The organism is Ruegeria sp. YTSA135 (assembly GCF_059610165.1).
Map to the genome: position 1 here is coordinate 21,725 of NZ_JBXWNC010000026.1, position 15,649 is coordinate 37,373.

Below are 15,649 nucleotides of genomic sequence, written 5' to 3' on the forward strand. Positions count from 1 at the left end.
GAACACACCTTGCCCGTCATTGTCCATCACCTGCGCCGTCGCGGGCTTTCATTTTGCGACAATGACATCAGCGGTTTACTGGCGGGCGCATCAAGTGCCGCCAGTGTGTATGTCGACATTCGCGCAATATAAGCTGCGGCTCTGTCATGCCTGCCTTTGGTATAGGTTTCTGCCTGACTGACCGCGTTTACCAGCGGGTTGTTGGTTGTGACGATCGAAAGATCGCTAATCGTTGCAACATGCATCACCATCCAACGACGCGCGGCTTTGGTGTATTCAGCACAGCACAACTTCATACGTATAAACTTTAAGCATAAAATATTTTTACTTGAAGGGATGGGCGACTCGGTCTAGCGTTTCAGGTATTCAAAGGGATGAGGGGAAGGTAGCGATGCGCATTGCTTGCCTTGGCGGTGGACCTGCGGGCCTTTATTTCGGGATTTCGATGAAGCTTCGAAATCCGAGGGCAGAGGTTGAGGTGATCGAACGCAATCGACCCGATGACACCTTTGGCTGGGGCGTTGTCCTGTCGGATGAGACGCTGGACAACTTGGCGGCCAATGATCCCGTCAGTGCCGCCAAAATCCGCGACCACTTTGCATATTGGGATGACGTTGCACTTGTTCACAACGGCCAGCGTACGGTTTCGGGTGGGCACGGCTTTTGTGGGATCGGACGCAAGCAGCTTTTGCTACTCCTGCAAGAGCGCGCCCGCGATTTGGGTGTTGAAATGCGGTTTGAAACCGAGATCGCGTCAGCCTCGGACTATATGAACGACTACGATATCGTTATCGCTTCGGATGGGTTGAACTCGAAAACCCGTACCGAGTTTGCAGACGTGTTCAAACCGGATATCGACCAGCGATTGTGTCAGTTCATCTGGCTGGGAACGCACCAGAAATTCAATGACGCCTTTACCTTCATTTTTGAGAAGACCAAAAAGGGGTGGGTCTGGGCGCATGCCTATCAGTTCGACCCGTATACTGCGACTTTCATCGTCGAATGCACGCAAGAGACCTTCGACGCCTATGGCTTTGCCGATATGAGTCAGCATGAATCGATTGCAGTCTGCGAAGAGATCTTCAAAGATCATCTCGACGGCCATGCCCTGATGACAAATGCCAACCACATTCGCGGTTCGGCCTGGCTACGGTTCCCGCGCGTCCTGTGCGAAAAATGGAGCCATAAGAACGTTGTGCTGTTGGGTGACGCGGCCGCCACGGCGCATTTTTCGATTGGGTCGGGCACCAAGCTGGCGCTGGAAAGCGCAATCGCTCTGGCCGAATACATCCATACCGAAGACACGCTAGAGGCGGCTTTTGCCCGCTATGAAGACGAACGCAGATTGGAGGTTCTCCGCCTGCAATCGGCTGCGCGGAACTCGGTCGAATGGTTCGAAGATGTGGAACGATACCTCGATCTGGATTCAGTGCAGCTGAACTATTCCATGCTGACACGATCGCAGAGGATCAGCCATGAAAACCTGCGCAAACGGGATGCCGAGTGGCTGGGCCGGGCAGAAGCCTGGTTCATGCAGCACGCCGGGGCCGAAACCAACGCTCCCGCCCGCGCGCCGATGTTTGCACCGTTTCGATTGCGTGAAATGGCGCTAAAAAACCGGATCGTGGTTTCACCCATGGCGCAGTACAAGGCAGTGGATGGCTGCCCGACCGATTGGCACCTGATCCATTATGGCGAGCGTGCCAAGGGTGGGGCAGGGCTGGTCTATACCGAGATGACCTGTGTCAGTGCAGATGGCCGCATCTCGCCGGGCTGTCCGGGGTTATACGCGCCCGCGCATGAAACAGCATGGCGTCGACTGACCGATTTTGTACACGCCGAAACCGAGGCCAAAATCTGTTGCCAAATCGGTCATGCCGGACGCAAGGGATCGACCCGCATCGGGTGGGAGGGTATGGATCAACCCCTGGAGGATGGAAACTGGCCGCTGATATCGGCCTCTGCCATTCCGTGGTCAGACGAAAACGCAGTGCCCAAAGCGATGGACCGCGCGGATATGGATCGCGTGACCGCGCAGTTCGTTGAAGCTGCGCGGATGGCTGATCGTGCCGGGTTCGACATGATCGAACTGCATGCGGCTCATGGCTATCTGATCTCGTCTTTCATTTCGCCACTGTCCAACATACGCGACGACGAATACGGTGGCTGTCTGGAAAACCGCATGCGCTATCCGCTGGAAGTCTTCACGGCCATACGCGCGGTTTGGCCTGAGGCAAAACCGATGTCGGTGCGCATCTCAGCCAGCGACTGGGTTGGCGAAAACGGCATCACCCCGGAAGAGGCCGTCGAGATCGCCACCATGTTCGATGCGGCGGGCGCAGATATCGTGGATGTCTCTGCCGGCCAGACCTCGACACAAGCGCAGCCGGTTTACGGACGAATGTTCCAAACACCGTTCTCGGATCGCATCCGAAATGAGCGCGGTATCAAGACCATGGCGGTTGGAAACATTTATGAGGCGGACCACGTCAATTCGATCCTGATGGCGGGGCGTGCCGATCTGGTCTGCCTGGCACGGCCGCATTTGAACGATCCTTACTGGACCCTGCACGCAGCCACCGCGCTGGGCGACCGGCAGGAGGTCTGGCCCAAGCCGTATGAGGCCGGACGGGATCAGGCCTGGCGACTGGCTGATCGTGAAGCGGAAATGGAAGGCAAGGTATGAGCCACGTTGTTGTATCCGGCGGCGGCACTGGGGTGGGTGCCGCGATTGCAAGACGTTTTGCGGAAGATGGCGCGGCTGTTACGCTATTGGGGCGGACTGAAGCTAATTTAAAGGAACAAGGGCTGCCTTACGAAGTGTGTGACGTGACCGATGCGGCGCAGGTGCAAGCAGCTTTCAGGTCCGCCCGCGCCGAACGGGGCCCGGTTACGGCGGTCATCGCTAATGCGGGTGCGGCACATTCCGCCCCGTTTTCAAAGATGACTGCAGATGACCTTCGGGCTATGACCGAAGTGAACCTTGTTGGCGTTTTCAATGTTTGGCAGGCCGGGCTGGCAGACATGCGGGCCGCAGGCACGGGACGCCTGATCACCATAGCGTCGGTCGCAGGGCTGAAAGGTTTTGCCTATGTCGCGGGGTATTGCGCCGCGAAGCACGCCGTTGTCGGCCTGACCCGAGCGCTGGCGGTTGAACTGGCCCCCACCGGGATTACCGTGAACGCCGTTTGCCCCGGCTATGTCGACACCCCCATGCTGGACCGCTCAATCGCGAACATCGTAGAAAAGACGGGGATGAGCGCAGAGGACGCCGCCGCCTCGCTTCATCGGGGCAACCCTCAACGTCGGTTCATTGAAACAGATGAGGTCGCAAGTGCGGTCATGTGGTTGTGTTCGGATGCAGCAAAATCAGTGAACGGCCACACGCTCAGCCTGTCAGGGGGGGAGGTATGACGCCAACGCTTGCGCAACCCCCGCTTGAGGATGCCTCGAAAGAGCGGCTGCGCCTTTGGTTGCGATTGCTTAAAACCACGCGAGGGATCGAGGCAAAACTGCGCGAAAATTTCCGGGCCGAGTTCGATACGACCTTGCCCCGGTTCGACGTCATGGCAGCCTTGTCACGCTATGAAGATGGCCTGAAGATGAGTGAGATATCGGGCGTTTTGCGCGTCTCCAACGGAAACGTGACCGGTATTGTTGATCGGTTGGCTGACGACGGGTTGCTGGTGCGTGTTCCGGTGCCCGGCGACCGACGGGCCCATCGAGTCTGCATGACGCGGAAAGGGCGCGAAGAGTTCGCCCGGCAGGCCGCTGCGCATGAGGCCTGGATTGCCGACATGCTGGGCCAGTTTTCGGCCGAAGATGCCCGGACGCTAACCACGGAATTCAATCTGCCAGAGGAAGCCAATGACCGGTAACGTCAAACATTTTCGGTGTGAAGTTCAGAACCGGGTTGCAACAATCGCTCTGGACAGGCCTGATCGGAAAAACCCGCTGACCTTCGACAGCTATGCCGAGCTGCGCGACTGGTTTCGCGATCTGGTCTATGTGGATGATGTTGATGCGGTGGTTTTTGCGTCGAACGGAGGCAATTTCAGCTCGGGTGGGGACGTGCATGACATCATTGGCCCGCTGACCCGCATGAACATGAAACAATTGCTGGCCTTCACTCGCATGACCGGTGATCTGGTCAAGGCGATGGTGAATTGCGGCAAGCCGGTCATCGCTGCGATTGACGGGGTGTGCGTAGGCGCGGGGGCGATCATCGCAATGGCATCCGATCTGCGCATCGCCACCCCACAGGCCAAATGCGCCTTTTTGTTCACACGCGTTGGCCTTGCGGGCTGCGACATGGGGGCGTGTGCTATCCTTCCTCGGATCATCGGGCAGGGCCGGGCTGCGGAACTGCTCTATTCCGGGCGGTCCATGAATGCGGACGAAGGGTTTGCCTGGGGCTTCTACAACAAACTGGTTGAGGCCGATCAGTTGGACGGTGCGGCGCAAGAAATGGCCCGCCGGATCGCGGATGGCCCGAATTTTGCGCATATGATGACCAAAACGATGCTTGCGCAGGAATGGTCCATGTCCATCGAACAGGCGATCGAGGCCGAGGCGCAGGCGCAGGCCATCTGCATGCAGACCGGAGATTTCGAACGCGCCTACAACGCCTTCGTGGCCAAGGAAAAACCTGACTTTATGGGGGATTGATGCCAGATCGCAGCTTTTTGACATGGCCGTTTTTCGAACCGCGCCACCGGGACTGGGCCGCGCGGGTGGAACAGGTCGCGCAAAGGCTTGAGATCGACCACACGGACACGGATGCCGCCTGTCGCAGACTTGTGCGAGATTTGGGGACGGCTGGCCTGCTGCACCCTACGGGGGATGAAGGCGGTCAGCTGGATGTTCGGACGCTGTGCCTGACGCGTGAAATCCTTGCCCGCCATGACGGATTGGCCGATTTTTCCTTTGCGATGCAAGGTTTGGGGACCGGCGCGATTTCGCTCTTCGGAACGCCCGAACAAAAAGCCGCATGGTTGCCGAAGACGCGCAGCGGAGAGGCGATTTCGGCCTTTGCATTGACCGAGCCGCAATCGGGTTCGGACGTTGCAAATTCGACCATGACCGCGACGCTGGATGGGGATGACTACGTTTTGAACGGCGAAAAGACGTGGATTTCGAACGGCGGAATCGCGGATGTGTACACTCTGTTCGCTCGCACCGGCGAAGCGCCGGGGGCCAAGGGGCTGTCCGCCTTCATCGTCACGCCTGATCTGCCGGGCTTTGAGGTTGTCGAGCGTCTGAGCACCATCGCGCCGCATCCGCTGGCAACGCTGCAGTTTAACGACGTCCGCGTCCCGGTTCGGTCTATGATCGGGGCAGGTGGGTCGGGATTCCATATCGCAATGTCCGTGTTGGATGTGTTTCGCTCGACCGTGGCAGCGGCGGCTTTGGGATTTGCGCGCCGCGCGCTGGATGAGGCACTGCAGAGGGTCGGCGCGCGCCATGTACAGGGTGCACCGCTGTTCGATTTGCAGATGGTTCAGGGTCACGTTGCAGACATGGCGTTGGATGTCGATGCGGCGGCTTTGCTGGTCTATCGCGCCGCATGGGCCAAGGACAGCGGCGCGCCGCGTGTCACGCGTGAGGCGGCGATGGCCAAGCTGTTCGCCACGGACCATGCGCAGCAGGTCATCGATAAGGCGGTGCAACTGTTTGGCGGTGACGGCGTGCGTTCGGGCATGCCGGTCGAGACGCTTTATCGCGAAATCCGGGCGTTGCGCATCTACGAAGGTGCCTCGGACGTCCAGAAGGTGGTGATTGCCCGCCAGACAATGGCCGCTCAGAGCGAGGGAAAGTAATGTTGGGACCGTCCGCGCATACCGATACGTTTACCCGAGACAACCTGCCGCCCGAGGATCAGTGGCCGGATTTTCTGTTGGACGGATTCGACTACCCAGACTACCTGAACGCAGGCTACCAGCTGACGGACGCGATGGTCGAAAAAGGTTTTGGTGACAACATCGCGCTGATCGGCAATGGACGCCAGCGGACCTATAAAGAGCTTACCGACTGGACCAACCGGCTGGCGCATGTGTTGGTCGAGGATCTGGGTGTGCAGCCCGGCAACCGCGTGTTGATACGGTCGGCGAACAACCCGGCGATGGTGGCCTGCTGGCTGGCTGCGACCAAGGCTGGGGCGGTGGTCGTCAACACTATGCCCATGCTCCGCTCTGGCGAATTGACGAAACATGTCGACAAGGCAGAGATCCAGCTTGCCCTCTGCGACACGCGTTTGATGGAAGAAATGGAGATCTGCGCCCGCGACAGTCGGTTCTTGAAGCGGGTTGTGGGCTTTGACGGGACGTCGAACCATGATGCTGAGCTGGATCGTCTGGCTTTGCAAAAGCCAGTAAAATTCGACTGTGTCAAAACCGGACGCGATGATGTGGCCTTGCTGGGGTTTACGTCCGGCTCGACGGGGGAACCAAAGGCCACGATGCATTTCCACCGGGATCTGATGATCATCGCCGATGGCTATGCGCAAGAGGTTCTGGATGTGCAGCCCGAAGACGTATTTGTCGGCTCACCCCCGCTCGCATTCACCTTTGGGCTGGGTGGTCTGGCGGTGTTTCCCCTGCGGTTCGGGGCCACGGCGACCTTGCTGGAACAAGCCTCGCCCACGGGTATGATCGAGATCATAGAGACGTACAAAGCCACCGTTTGTTTTACAGCGCCCACCGCATATCGTGTGATGCTACGGGCGATGGAGGACGGGGCCGACCTGTTAAGCCTGCGCGCGGCGGTGTCCGCGGGGGAAACGTTGCCGAAACCCGTCTACGACGAATGGATCGCACGGACGGGCAAACCGATGCTCGACGGGATCGGCGCGACGGAAATGCTGCATATCTTTATCTCGAACCGGTTTGACGATCACCGGCCCGCGTGTACCGGGCGTCCAGTCAAAGGGTATGAGGCGAAGGTTTTGAACCGCGATGGGTCAGAGGCGGCGGTTGGTGAGGTGGGCCGGTTGGCCGTGCGCGGACCGACCGGCTGCCGGTATCTGGACGATGCGCGGCAGAAAAAATACGTCTTGGATGGGTGGAACATAACGGGCGACAGTTTCTTCAAGGATGACGGCGGTTATTTCCATTTCGCAGCCAGAAACGACGATATGATCCTGTCCGCCGGGTACAACATCGCAGGCCCCGAGGTTGAAGCCGCCCTGCTTGCGCATGAAGCTGTTTCAGAATGTGCGGTGGTGGGTGTACCGGATCCCGATCGCGGGGAAATCGTCCAGGCGCATATCGTCCTTGCCCAAGGCGTAACAGCTGATGATACCTTGCGCGAGGTGCTGCAAAATCACGTGAAATCAGTCATTGCGCCGTACAAATATCCGCGCTCTATCCGGTTTTGTGAGTCCTTGCCAAAGACGGCAACAGGAAAAATTCAGCGGTTCAAGCTGAAAACCCTCTCGACGAAGGGGGTATGATCGGTGTGAATAGCAAAACAACAAAAAAGAACACTCTGACAGGGGCATAGGTGAACGCACAGAACAACTACACAAGTTGCGTTCAAAAGACCAACAAAGGGAGATGAAGATGAAAAAGTTTTTAGCAGCCGCTGCGGTTTCGGCGCTATGCGCCACCGGTGCGCTGGCTGAGGTCAAGGTCGGGATGATCACGACACTGTCCGGTGGTGGTGCCGGGTTGGGCATCGACGTGCGCGACGGATTCATGCTGGCGATCGCGCAATCGGGCCGCGACGACATCGAGGTCGTGATCGAGGATGACCAGCGCAAGCCGGACATCGCCGTGCAATTGTCCGATAAGATGATCCAATCTGAACGCGTCGACGTGATGACCGGTATCATCTGGTCCAACCTTGCAATGGCGGTTGTCCCGGCGGCGGTGAATCAGAACGTGTTCTACCTGTCGCCCAATGCGGGCCCGTCGCCTTTGGCCGGGCAAGGCTGTCACCAGAACTATTTCAACGTGGCCTGGCAAAATGACAACCTGCACGAGGCCGCCGGAGCCTATGCCAACAGCGCGGGCTACTCGAACAGCTTTATCCTGGCACCGAATTACCCGGCGGGCGTGGACGCGCTGACGGGATACAAACGGTTCTTCGAAGGCAAACTTGCTGGTGAGGTTTACACCGAACTGGGGCAGACAGACTACGCCGCCGAGATTGCCCAAATCCGGGCCAGCGATGCGGACAGCGTTTTCTTTTTCCTGCCCGGTGGCATGGGGATTTCGTTCCTAAAGCAATATGCTGACAGCGGTATCGAATTGCCTGTGGTCGGCCCGGCCTTCAGCTTTGATCAGGGTATCTTGCAAGCGGTTGGCGATGCAGCGCTGGGCGTGGTGAACACTTCGCAATGGAACAAGGATATCGACAACCCGACCAATGCGGCGTTTGTCGAAAGCTTCCAGGCTGAATACGGACGCCTGCCCTCGCTCTATGCAAGCCAGGGGTTCGACACGGCAAACCTGTTGCTGTCCGCGCTTGAGAAAGCCGACCCGTCGGATGCCGATGCCTTCCGCGAAGCTCTGCGTGCGGCCGAGTTCGACAGCACCCGCGGCGATTTCAGCTTTGGTCCGAACCACCACCCGATTCAGACCATCTATGCGCGCGAAGTGATCAAGGAAGGTGACGTGTTCACCAACAAGATCATCGGCGTTGCGCTGGAAAACCACTCTGACGCTTACGCGGCTGAGTGCAAAATGTAACTGACCTGCTGCCTGCCCCCGTTCGAGGGGCGGGCAGACCACCGGAGTTTCCATGTCCTCGATCCTGATTATCGAGCAGATCCTCAACGGGCTGCAATTCGGCGTCATGCTGTTCTTGATGGCTGCTGGCCTGACGCTGATTTTTGGCGTTATGGGTCTAATCAACCTGGCCCATGGCTCACTCTACATGGTTGGCGCGTTTGCCGCCGCTGCCGTGGCCGGGGCAACCGGGTCTTTCCTGTTGGCGCTGGTTGCGGCTTTGGCTGCTGCGGCGCTGGCTGGTGCGATTGTCGAAATGGCCGTGATTCGACGGCTTTACAACGCGCCGCACTTGGATCAGGTGCTTGCCACCTTTGCGCTGATCCTGATCTTTTCCGAAGGTACGCGTTGGGTCTTTGGGTCTTTCCCGCTGTTTCTGGACATCCCCGATGCACTGTCGGGGCCTGTTACGCTGCCGGGCGGGATCGAATACCCGCTTTATCGTCTGACCCTGATCGGCATCGGGCTGGCCGTGGCCGTCGGTCTTTGGGCGCTGATAGAACGTACTCGGCTGGGCATTCAGATTCGCGCCGGAGAGAATGATCGCGAGATGATTGCGGCGCTGGGCGTCGATATCTCAAAACTCTACACGCTGGTTTTCGCGCTGGGTGCGGCGCTGGCGGGTCTGGCCGGAGCTTTGGTTGGCGCGATCCAGTCGGTTCAGGTCGGCATGGGCGAGCCTGTTTTGATCCTTGCCTTTGTTGTCATCGTTATTGGCGGAATCGGTTCGGTACGCGGCGCGTTTGTCGGCGCCTTGCTGGTCGGATTGACCGACACGTTGGGCGGTGTGTTCCTGCCCGAACTCTTCAAACTGTTCATGGAGACTGGGGCTGCGCAGAAAACGGGCTCGGCGCTGGCGTCCATGGGCATTTACGTGCTGATGGGGCTGGTTCTGATCTGGCGACCCACCGGCCTGTTCGGAGCACGCGCATGAGGTTGAATGAAAGATATCTCAACGCCGTTATGATCGTGGGCCTGCTGGCGCTGCCGCTTTGGGCGGTTGTTGGGGATCAGCCGTTTACAATCACGTTGGTGACGCGGGCGGTGATCCTTGCCTTGGCAGCGGTGGGACTAAACATCATCCTGGGGATAGGCGGGATGGTCAGCTTTGGCCACGCCGTGTTCTTCGGGATCGGAGGTTACGCGATGGGCATCCTTGCCTATCACGCGCAGACCTACACGGCGCTTGACCTTGGGCTTTTCTCTATGGACGGCACGAAGTCCATGCCGGTGATCTGGCTTGTGGCTATGATCCTGTCAGCCATAGTGGCGGTTTTTATCGGGTTGTTGTCGCTGAGAACCTCTGGTGTCTACTTCATCATGATCACGTTGGCATTCGGGCAGATGTTTTTCTACTTCGCGATCTCTTGGGCGCAGTATGGAGGGGAGGATGGGTTGTCGATCTACGTTCGCAACGATTTTCCCGGCCTGAACACACTGGCACCGATCCAGTTTTATGCCATCTGTTTCACGCTTCTATGCATAGTGCTGTTTCTGTTCGCACGCCTTCAGGCGTCGCCCTTTGGTCTGGCCCTGAACGCTGCGCGCCAGACATCGGTGCGGGTTGAGACTGTGGGCCTGAACCCGATGCGGCTGAAGCTGCTTGCCTTTGTGATTTCAGGCGCGATCACCGGGCTGGCGGGTGCGTTGTTTGCGGACCTGAATCGCTTTGTGTCCCCTACGATGTTCAGTTGGCAGTTGTCGGGTGAGTTGATCGTTCTGATCATCATTGGCGGGGTTGGGCGGATCATGGGGCCGGTCATCGGCGCCTGCGTCTTTGTTGCGCTTGAACATTTCCTTGGCGAATTGACCGACTTTTGGCACGTCTATCTGGGTCTGGTCTTGCTGTGTATCGTGTTGTTCGGGCGCGGCGGCCTAACTGGATTGCTGACCGGGAAAGAGGGCGCGCATGTCTGATCCCGTTCTTGCCACGCTGAACCTGAAAAAAAGCTTTGGGGCGCTCAAAGCCACGGATGATGTGTCCATTGATCTGAAGCAAGGGGAAATCCACGCCATTATCGGCCCCAATGGCGCGGGTAAGTCTACCTTGATCCAACAGATTTGCGGGGGGCTACGGCCCGACTCGGGGCGGGTTATGCTGAAGGGCCAGGACGTCTCGGGGTTTAGCACCCAAGCGCGTGCGCGGGCCGGGCTGGGGCGCACGTTCCAGATTTCGCAGCTTTGCATGGAGGACACCGTTCTTGAAAACGCGGTGCTGGGCGCAATGGGGGCCGAACATATGGCCTGGCGGTTCTGGCGGCCTGCCTTGAAACGTTCAGCCCTGCGCGAGCGGGCCGAGGCCGCCTTGGAGCGGGTTGGTCTGACAGAAAACCGCGATACGCGCTGTGCCAATCTCAGCCACGGCCAACGGCGGCAGTTGGAAGTAGCGGTGGCGCTGACCTTGTCGCCCAAAGCCTTTGTCATGGATGAGCCGATGGCGGGTTTGGGCGCCGAGGGGTCCAAACGGCTGACCGGGTTTCTTGATGGTCTTCGGCAAGAAGCCCCCATTCTTCTGGTCGAGCATGACATGGATGCAGTTTTTGCCTTGGCTGATCGGATCAGCGTATTGGTCTATGGCAAGGTCATCGCCACCGGCACTGCCGATGAAATCCGTTCAAGCCGCGAAGTGCGCGACGCGTATCTGGGGGATGAGGCATGACGCTTTTGCGGATTGAAAACCTCACCGCGACCTATGGCGTCAGCCAGGCGCTGTTCGGCGTTGATCTTGAGATGTCGGAAGGGCAGGTCACGGCCCTGATGGGCCGCAATGGGATGGGCAAGACCACCACGGTAAAGGCCATTTGCAGGATGATCCGGTCTGAGGGCACGTTGACGCTGGACGGGCAGGATTTGCACGCGTTACCCAGCCACAAGGTCGCCCGGCAAGGCGTGGGGTTGGTGCCGGAAGGACGCCGTTGTTTTGCCGATCTGACCGTGCGTGAGAACCTGATCGCCGCCGCGCGCACCGGATACTGGTCTCTGGGTCGCGTGACCGACCTGTTTCCCCGATTGGCCGAGCGGCAGACCCAACGGGCGGTTTCATTGTCGGGCGGAGAGCAGCAGATGCTGGCGATTGGCCGGGCGTTGATGACCAATCCTCGACTATTGATCCTTGACGAAGCGACAGAGGGTCTTGCGCCAATCGTCCGACAGGAAATCTGGGCGGCGTTGCACCGCCTGCGGCAAGAGACCAACGTGGCGATCCTGCTCATCGACAAGTCGATAAAGGAATTGGCGTCTGTTTCCGACAGGGCGGTCATACTGGAACGCGGGCGTACCGTCTGGTCGGGCAAGATGGACGAACTGACCTCGGACATTTCAGAGAAATACGTGGGGGTTTGATGGCATTCAAATTTCATCAAAAAGTGCTTTTCAAACATTGCGACCCCGCCGGGATCGTATTTTTCCCTCGCTACTTCGAGATGATCAATGATTGTGTCGAGGCTTTTTTTGATCAGGGGTTAAGCGCCCCGTTTCATGATCTGCATCGCAATGGAGCGGTGCCGACCGTTCAAATACAGACCCAGTTTCCGGCTCCAAGCCGCCATGGTGATGAATTGGTTTTCCAACTCGAGATTACAAAGGTCGGCCGTAGCTCGGCAGATTATAAGATGACCGCACGCTGCGGGGATGAGGTGCGCCTGACCACTTCGGCAACCTTGGTCAACGTCACCGCAAATGGCCGCCCCGAGGCTTGGCCAGATGTGATCCGCAGCAAGCTAACCGAATTCAAGGGGGGCGCGACATGAGCCACAAAATTATCCAGCCTGACGGATGGCTTCCGGCAAAAGGCTATGCAAATGGCGTTCTGACCAAGGATGGGACACTTCATATCGGCGGGCAGATCGGCTGGGACGCAAACAAGACCTTCGTCGGCGGTGGCTTCATCGGCCAGATGAAACAGGCGCTGCAAAACATCGTTGATATCGTCGAAGCTGCGGGCGGTCAGGCATCGGATGTGACCCGGCTGACATGGTTTGTCACCGATAAAAGCGAATACCTTGCCAAACAGGCCGAAGTCGGTGCCGCCTATCGCGAGGTGTTTGGCAAGCATTTCCCCGCCATGTCGATGATCATCGTGGCCGGTCTGGTCGAAGACGAAGCGCTTGTGGAAATCGAAGCCACGGCGCATTTGTCCTAAGACGCGAACCTTGCCTAGAACCGATAGGTGGCACCAAATAGCGGTCTGGACTGATCAAAGGTGTAATCGTCGCCATTAATGTCGCGATCAAATGAAGTATACCGTTATTCGCACTGCAGCCCTCACCTGTCGTCAAAAGTATAATCGGCGGTCAGCAGAACCGACCAGGCCTGACTGCCGCCGCAGAAACCGCAGTAATCAGCATATGCGGTGCTGCTCCATCTGAAACCAACCGCAGGACCTGCGCTACCAATAGTCAGGTTTGTGTAATTGGAGACCGCCAGCACTCTCCATTGTCTCTTTGTTTCGGACCGTGCACCCATGAAGGCGAAATCCAGGTTTTTCCACGCGTCGTGAAAGCTCAGCGTGCCTAAGGGGGTTTCTATGCGGGTTTCCGTCTCGGGCATGTACAGTTAAATCTTGGCCTCAAAGGATCAGTCAGACTGCTGCGCCCGTTGCCGTGGTTCCAAACAAACCCGATGCGACGAGGTTGAGATTTTCCCTTTGCGTTGGAGGCATTCCTTCTCTGCCATGTGTTTCCCGAGTTGCGGACGTTTGTTTGCTGGATGCTAAGCCGCCAAACCTTTGTATTGTTGTACGCTTGGTACTCGCCGAAATTCGGGCAGCCAGAACCAGTGAACCCCTGAAATTTGGACACTGATATGAGGTTTGGTTTGTTGCCCGCTGTTCTTCGATGAAGAGCAGATCAGAGTTGTTGAAACGGACGAGTCACTTGCCCGACTTCAGGGCACCCGCCCCAGTCCTGCTCAATTGGCTGAGAAAAGAAGAAATCCCGACCGATCCGCAGGAGCAAAGAGTAGCTTAATCCACGCCAAAACCCCTGCAAAAATTGAGGAGTAGGTTACAAAAATGGAAGCTGAATGAACTTTTGTATTTAGCAATACAAGAATGACGGGTGCACATTGCGAACCTCAGTCATCGATCGCTAGGTATCCACAGCACCTTTTTGATATTTTTGATAATTCTTGTCACTAGCCTGCACTATCAATAGTCAACTTTGAATGTGTAGGTGCGAAGCTGGAAACAAAATCTGGAAACAGAATCGAGCTTTATGACGCCATCTCAGGTGCAGGAATGCCAACGTATAGTGAAGGTCTGCACCGGTTGATTGACGGGAGGAACTCCATGACTGCTTCATATATAGGAACCCCGGAGCAACTCCGTGATCCGAACTACTTTCCAGCTATTTACCGAGCCGTTCCATTGGGTGTTCAGCATGTTCTGGCAATGTTCGTTTCAAATGTAACCCCTGCAATTATTGTTGCGGGCGCTGCCGGCTTTGGTTTTGGGTCAAATAGCCCGGATTTTCCGGAATTACTGTACCTTATCCAAATGTCGATGCTGTTTGCAGGCGTCGCAACTCTAATGCAAACCGTTACTATTGGTCCTGTCGGTGCAGCCCTGCCCATCGTGCAAGGCACCTCGTTTGCATTTATTCCAATCATGATACCTCTGGTTGCGGGGAAGGGTGTTGACGGTCTAGCAGCACTTTTTGGTGGCGTGATAATTGGCGGTCTCTTTCACGCTCTACTTGGCACCGCGATAGGTAGAATACGCTTTGCGCTGCCGCCTTTGGTCACCGGTCTTATTGTCACCATGATCGGGCTCGCGTTGGTGAAAGTCGGCAATGAGTACGCCGCCGGTGGTGTACCCGCAAAGGCCTCAGGGGCAGAAAGCTACGGATCTCTCTCGAGTTGGGCGCCAGCTCTGATCGTTGTATTTGTAACCCTTGGCCTTAAATTCTTTGCTCGCGGAATGTTGTCTGTATCGGCGGTTCTGATCGGGATTCTTGTTGGTTACGTGTACTGCATATTCGTGGGAAAACTCCCAATAGAGGCAATTTCGGGATCCTGGGAACGGTCCGCTGCTTTCGCGCTGCCACAACCCTTCAAATACGGTTTTGAATTCTCATTGGCCGCCGTGATCGGCTTCTGCCTCATGGCTTTTGTTTCGGCTGTTGAAACCGTCGGGGACGTGTCCGGGATAACGAAGGGTGGTGCTAACCGCGAAGCAACGGACAGAGAAATCCAAGGTGCGACATACGCTGATGGCTTCGGTACTGCCCTTGCAGGAATTTTTGGAGGGTTCCCAAATACTTCCTTCAGCCAAAACGTTGGCCTGATTGCTATGACCGGGGTAATGAGCCGGCATGTCGTTACCATCGGCGCCATATTCTTGATCATCTGCGGGCTGATACCCAAGGTAGGCGGTATCATTCGAACTGTCCCAATCGAGGTGCTCGGTGGTGGGGTAATTGTCATGTTCGGGATGGTTGTCGCCACAGGTGTTTCAATGCTGTCGGATGTGGCTTGGAACCGTCGCAACATGGTTATTTTTGCGGTCTCTCTTTCGATAGGTCTGGGTCTACAACTAGAGGTAATGAACGTCGCACCTGGCTCGGCAAACGCCCTGCAACACCTTCCTGACACACTGAGGATATTGGGTGCTTCAGGCATTTTACCTGCGGCTCTCATCGCCATTGTTCTTAACCTCATTCTGCCAGAGACGCTCGCAGATGAAGCAACCGAAGAAGTATCCGGGGGAATGGCAGGACACGGTCGTAGTGAAATGATGAAAGATGATTATGTCTGATATTGCATAAGCGGCAAACTTCCCATCGCTTTGGAAAGGAATTCAGCCCAAACGTTGGGTTGAAAGCTCAGGGTCGCAATTTACTGACCCTACGCTCAGGACTCATAACCAGTAGATGACGAGAGCCGCGAGGGCGATTGCGGACAGAAAGACTTTCGGGCATCGG

16 protein-coding genes are annotated in these 15,649 nt (G+C 57.1%); 14 read left to right on the forward strand and 2 right to left on the reverse strand.

All coding sequences use genetic code 11. From position 1 onward, the window contains the following. Positions 1–26: 26 nt before the first annotated feature. Complete coding sequence (locus AC2FIT_RS21335) at positions 27–296, reverse strand: hypothetical protein (protein WP_496832273.1); 270 nt, start codon at positions 294–296, stop codon at positions 27–29. A 95-nt stretch (positions 297–391) separates the two neighbouring features. On the opposite strand from AC2FIT_RS21335, the gene AC2FIT_RS21340 reads away from it, so the two are divergent. From AC2FIT_RS21340 to AC2FIT_RS21400, 13 genes are all read left to right on the forward strand, one after another. After that, on the forward strand, positions 392–2,686 hold the full coding sequence (locus AC2FIT_RS21340) for a bifunctional salicylyl-CoA 5-hydroxylase/oxidoreductase (protein WP_496832274.1): 2,295 nt from the start codon (positions 392–394) through the stop codon (positions 2,684–2,686). Then, the gene (locus AC2FIT_RS21345) at positions 2,683–3,414 is read left to right on the forward strand and encodes an SDR family NAD(P)-dependent oxidoreductase (RefSeq protein ID WP_496832275.1); all 732 of its coding nucleotides are present in this window, start codon (positions 2,683–2,685) and stop codon (positions 3,412–3,414) included. Before AC2FIT_RS21340 ends, AC2FIT_RS21345 begins: the two co-directional genes overlap by 4 nt. Beyond that, on the forward strand, positions 3,411–3,878 hold the full coding sequence (locus tag AC2FIT_RS21350; RefSeq protein WP_068340578.1) for a MarR family winged helix-turn-helix transcriptional regulator: 468 nt from the start codon (positions 3,411–3,413) through the stop codon (positions 3,876–3,878). The genes AC2FIT_RS21345 and AC2FIT_RS21350 overlap by 4 nt, the downstream gene beginning before the upstream one ends. Continuing rightward, complete coding sequence (locus tag AC2FIT_RS21355; RefSeq protein WP_496832276.1) at positions 3,868–4,668, forward strand: enoyl-CoA hydratase family protein; 801 nt, start codon at positions 3,868–3,870, stop codon at positions 4,666–4,668. Before AC2FIT_RS21350 ends, AC2FIT_RS21355 begins: the two co-directional genes overlap by 11 nt. Beyond that, positions 4,668–5,819 (forward strand): acyl-CoA dehydrogenase family protein, encoded by a 1,152-nt coding sequence (locus AC2FIT_RS21360; protein WP_496832277.1) that lies wholly within the window; start codon positions 4,668–4,670, stop codon positions 5,817–5,819. Before AC2FIT_RS21355 ends, AC2FIT_RS21360 begins: the two co-directional genes overlap by 1 nt. Continuing rightward, positions 5,819–7,450, forward strand: coding sequence for an AMP-binding protein (locus AC2FIT_RS21365; RefSeq protein ID WP_496832279.1), 1,632 nt, complete (start codon positions 5,819–5,821; stop codon positions 7,448–7,450). Before AC2FIT_RS21360 ends, AC2FIT_RS21365 begins: the two co-directional genes overlap by 1 nt. Positions 7,451–7,559: 109 nt before the next feature. Beyond that, positions 7,560–8,690 (forward strand): ABC transporter substrate-binding protein, encoded by a 1,131-nt coding sequence (locus AC2FIT_RS21370; RefSeq protein ID WP_496832281.1) that lies wholly within the window; start codon positions 7,560–7,562, stop codon positions 8,688–8,690. A 52-nt stretch (positions 8,691–8,742) separates the two neighbouring features. Further along, on the forward strand, positions 8,743–9,663 hold the full coding sequence (locus AC2FIT_RS21375; RefSeq protein ID WP_475188902.1) for a branched-chain amino acid ABC transporter permease: 921 nt from the start codon (positions 8,743–8,745) through the stop codon (positions 9,661–9,663). Further along, entirely contained in the window at positions 9,660–10,646 is a 987-nt protein-coding gene (locus AC2FIT_RS21380; RefSeq protein ID WP_496832283.1) for a branched-chain amino acid ABC transporter permease, read from the forward strand. The genes AC2FIT_RS21375 and AC2FIT_RS21380 overlap by 4 nt, the downstream gene beginning before the upstream one ends. Next, on the forward strand, positions 10,639–11,388 hold the full coding sequence (locus AC2FIT_RS21385) for an ABC transporter ATP-binding protein (RefSeq protein ID WP_496832285.1): 750 nt from the start codon (positions 10,639–10,641) through the stop codon (positions 11,386–11,388). The genes AC2FIT_RS21380 and AC2FIT_RS21385 overlap by 8 nt, the downstream gene beginning before the upstream one ends. Beyond that, complete coding sequence (locus tag AC2FIT_RS21390; RefSeq protein ID WP_496832287.1) at positions 11,385–12,071, forward strand: ABC transporter ATP-binding protein; 687 nt, start codon at positions 11,385–11,387, stop codon at positions 12,069–12,071. The genes AC2FIT_RS21385 and AC2FIT_RS21390 overlap by 4 nt, the downstream gene beginning before the upstream one ends. Beyond that, on the forward strand, positions 12,071–12,478 hold the full coding sequence (locus AC2FIT_RS21395) for an acyl-CoA thioesterase (protein ID WP_496832288.1): 408 nt from the start codon (positions 12,071–12,073) through the stop codon (positions 12,476–12,478). The genes AC2FIT_RS21390 and AC2FIT_RS21395 overlap by 1 nt, the downstream gene beginning before the upstream one ends. Continuing rightward, a complete protein-coding gene (locus AC2FIT_RS21400) occupies positions 12,475–12,870 on the forward strand; it encodes a RidA family protein (protein WP_496832290.1) in 396 nt (131 codons plus the stop codon). Before AC2FIT_RS21395 ends, AC2FIT_RS21400 begins: the two co-directional genes overlap by 4 nt. Positions 12,871–12,992: 122 nt before the next feature. Here the strand turns inward: AC2FIT_RS21400 and AC2FIT_RS21405 are convergent, their stop codons facing one another. Further along, positions 12,993–13,277 carry a hypothetical protein gene (locus AC2FIT_RS21405; protein ID WP_496832292.1) on the reverse strand — a complete coding sequence of 95 codons (285 nt, stop codon included), beginning with the start codon at positions 13,275–13,277 and terminating at the stop codon, positions 12,993–12,995. Between the two features lie 739 nt (positions 13,278–14,016). Between AC2FIT_RS21405 and AC2FIT_RS21410 the strand changes: the two genes are divergently transcribed. Next, positions 14,017–15,483: a uracil-xanthine permease family protein gene (locus tag AC2FIT_RS21410; protein WP_496832294.1), complete on the forward strand. Its 1,467-nt coding sequence runs from the start codon at positions 14,017–14,019 to the stop codon at positions 15,481–15,483. Positions 15,484–15,649: the final 166 nt, after the last annotated feature.

Bases quoted from the DNA above. Each gene is read 5' to 3' on its own strand.
- AC2FIT_RS21410 (WP_496832294.1), top strand. From the start codon at position 14,017: ATGACTGCTTCATATATAGGAACCCCGGAGCAACTCCGTGATCCGAAC.
- AC2FIT_RS21360 (WP_496832277.1), top strand. From the start codon at position 4,668: ATGCCAGATCGCAGCTTTTTGACATGGCCGTTTTTCGAACCGCGCCAC.
- AC2FIT_RS21340 (WP_496832274.1), top strand. From the start codon at position 392: ATGCGCATTGCTTGCCTTGGCGGTGGACCTGCGGGCCTTTATTTCGGG.
- AC2FIT_RS21390 (WP_496832287.1), top strand. From the start codon at position 11,385: ATGACGCTTTTGCGGATTGAAAACCTCACCGCGACCTATGGCGTCAGC.
- AC2FIT_RS21370 (WP_496832281.1), top strand. From the start codon at position 7,560: ATGAAAAAGTTTTTAGCAGCCGCTGCGGTTTCGGCGCTATGCGCCACC.
- AC2FIT_RS21405 (WP_496832292.1), bottom strand. From the start codon at position 13,277: ATGCCCGAGACGGAAACCCGCATAGAAACCCCCTTAGGCACGCTGAGC.
- AC2FIT_RS21395 (WP_496832288.1), top strand. From the start codon at position 12,071: ATGGCATTCAAATTTCATCAAAAAGTGCTTTTCAAACATTGCGACCCC.
- AC2FIT_RS21385 (WP_496832285.1), top strand. From the start codon at position 10,639: ATGTCTGATCCCGTTCTTGCCACGCTGAACCTGAAAAAAAGCTTTGGG.
- AC2FIT_RS21400 (WP_496832290.1), top strand. From the start codon at position 12,475: ATGAGCCACAAAATTATCCAGCCTGACGGATGGCTTCCGGCAAAAGGC.
- AC2FIT_RS21375 (WP_475188902.1), top strand. From the start codon at position 8,743: ATGTCCTCGATCCTGATTATCGAGCAGATCCTCAACGGGCTGCAATTC.
- AC2FIT_RS21355 (WP_496832276.1), top strand. From the start codon at position 3,868: ATGACCGGTAACGTCAAACATTTTCGGTGTGAAGTTCAGAACCGGGTT.
- AC2FIT_RS21365 (WP_496832279.1), top strand. From the start codon at position 5,819: ATGTTGGGACCGTCCGCGCATACCGATACGTTTACCCGAGACAACCTG.
- AC2FIT_RS21335 (WP_496832273.1), bottom strand. From the start codon at position 296: ATGAAGTTGTGCTGTGCTGAATACACCAAAGCCGCGCGTCGTTGGATG.
- AC2FIT_RS21380 (WP_496832283.1), top strand. From the start codon at position 9,660: ATGAGGTTGAATGAAAGATATCTCAACGCCGTTATGATCGTGGGCCTG.
- AC2FIT_RS21350 (WP_068340578.1), top strand. From the start codon at position 3,411: ATGACGCCAACGCTTGCGCAACCCCCGCTTGAGGATGCCTCGAAAGAG.
- AC2FIT_RS21345 (WP_496832275.1), top strand. From the start codon at position 2,683: ATGAGCCACGTTGTTGTATCCGGCGGCGGCACTGGGGTGGGTGCCGCG.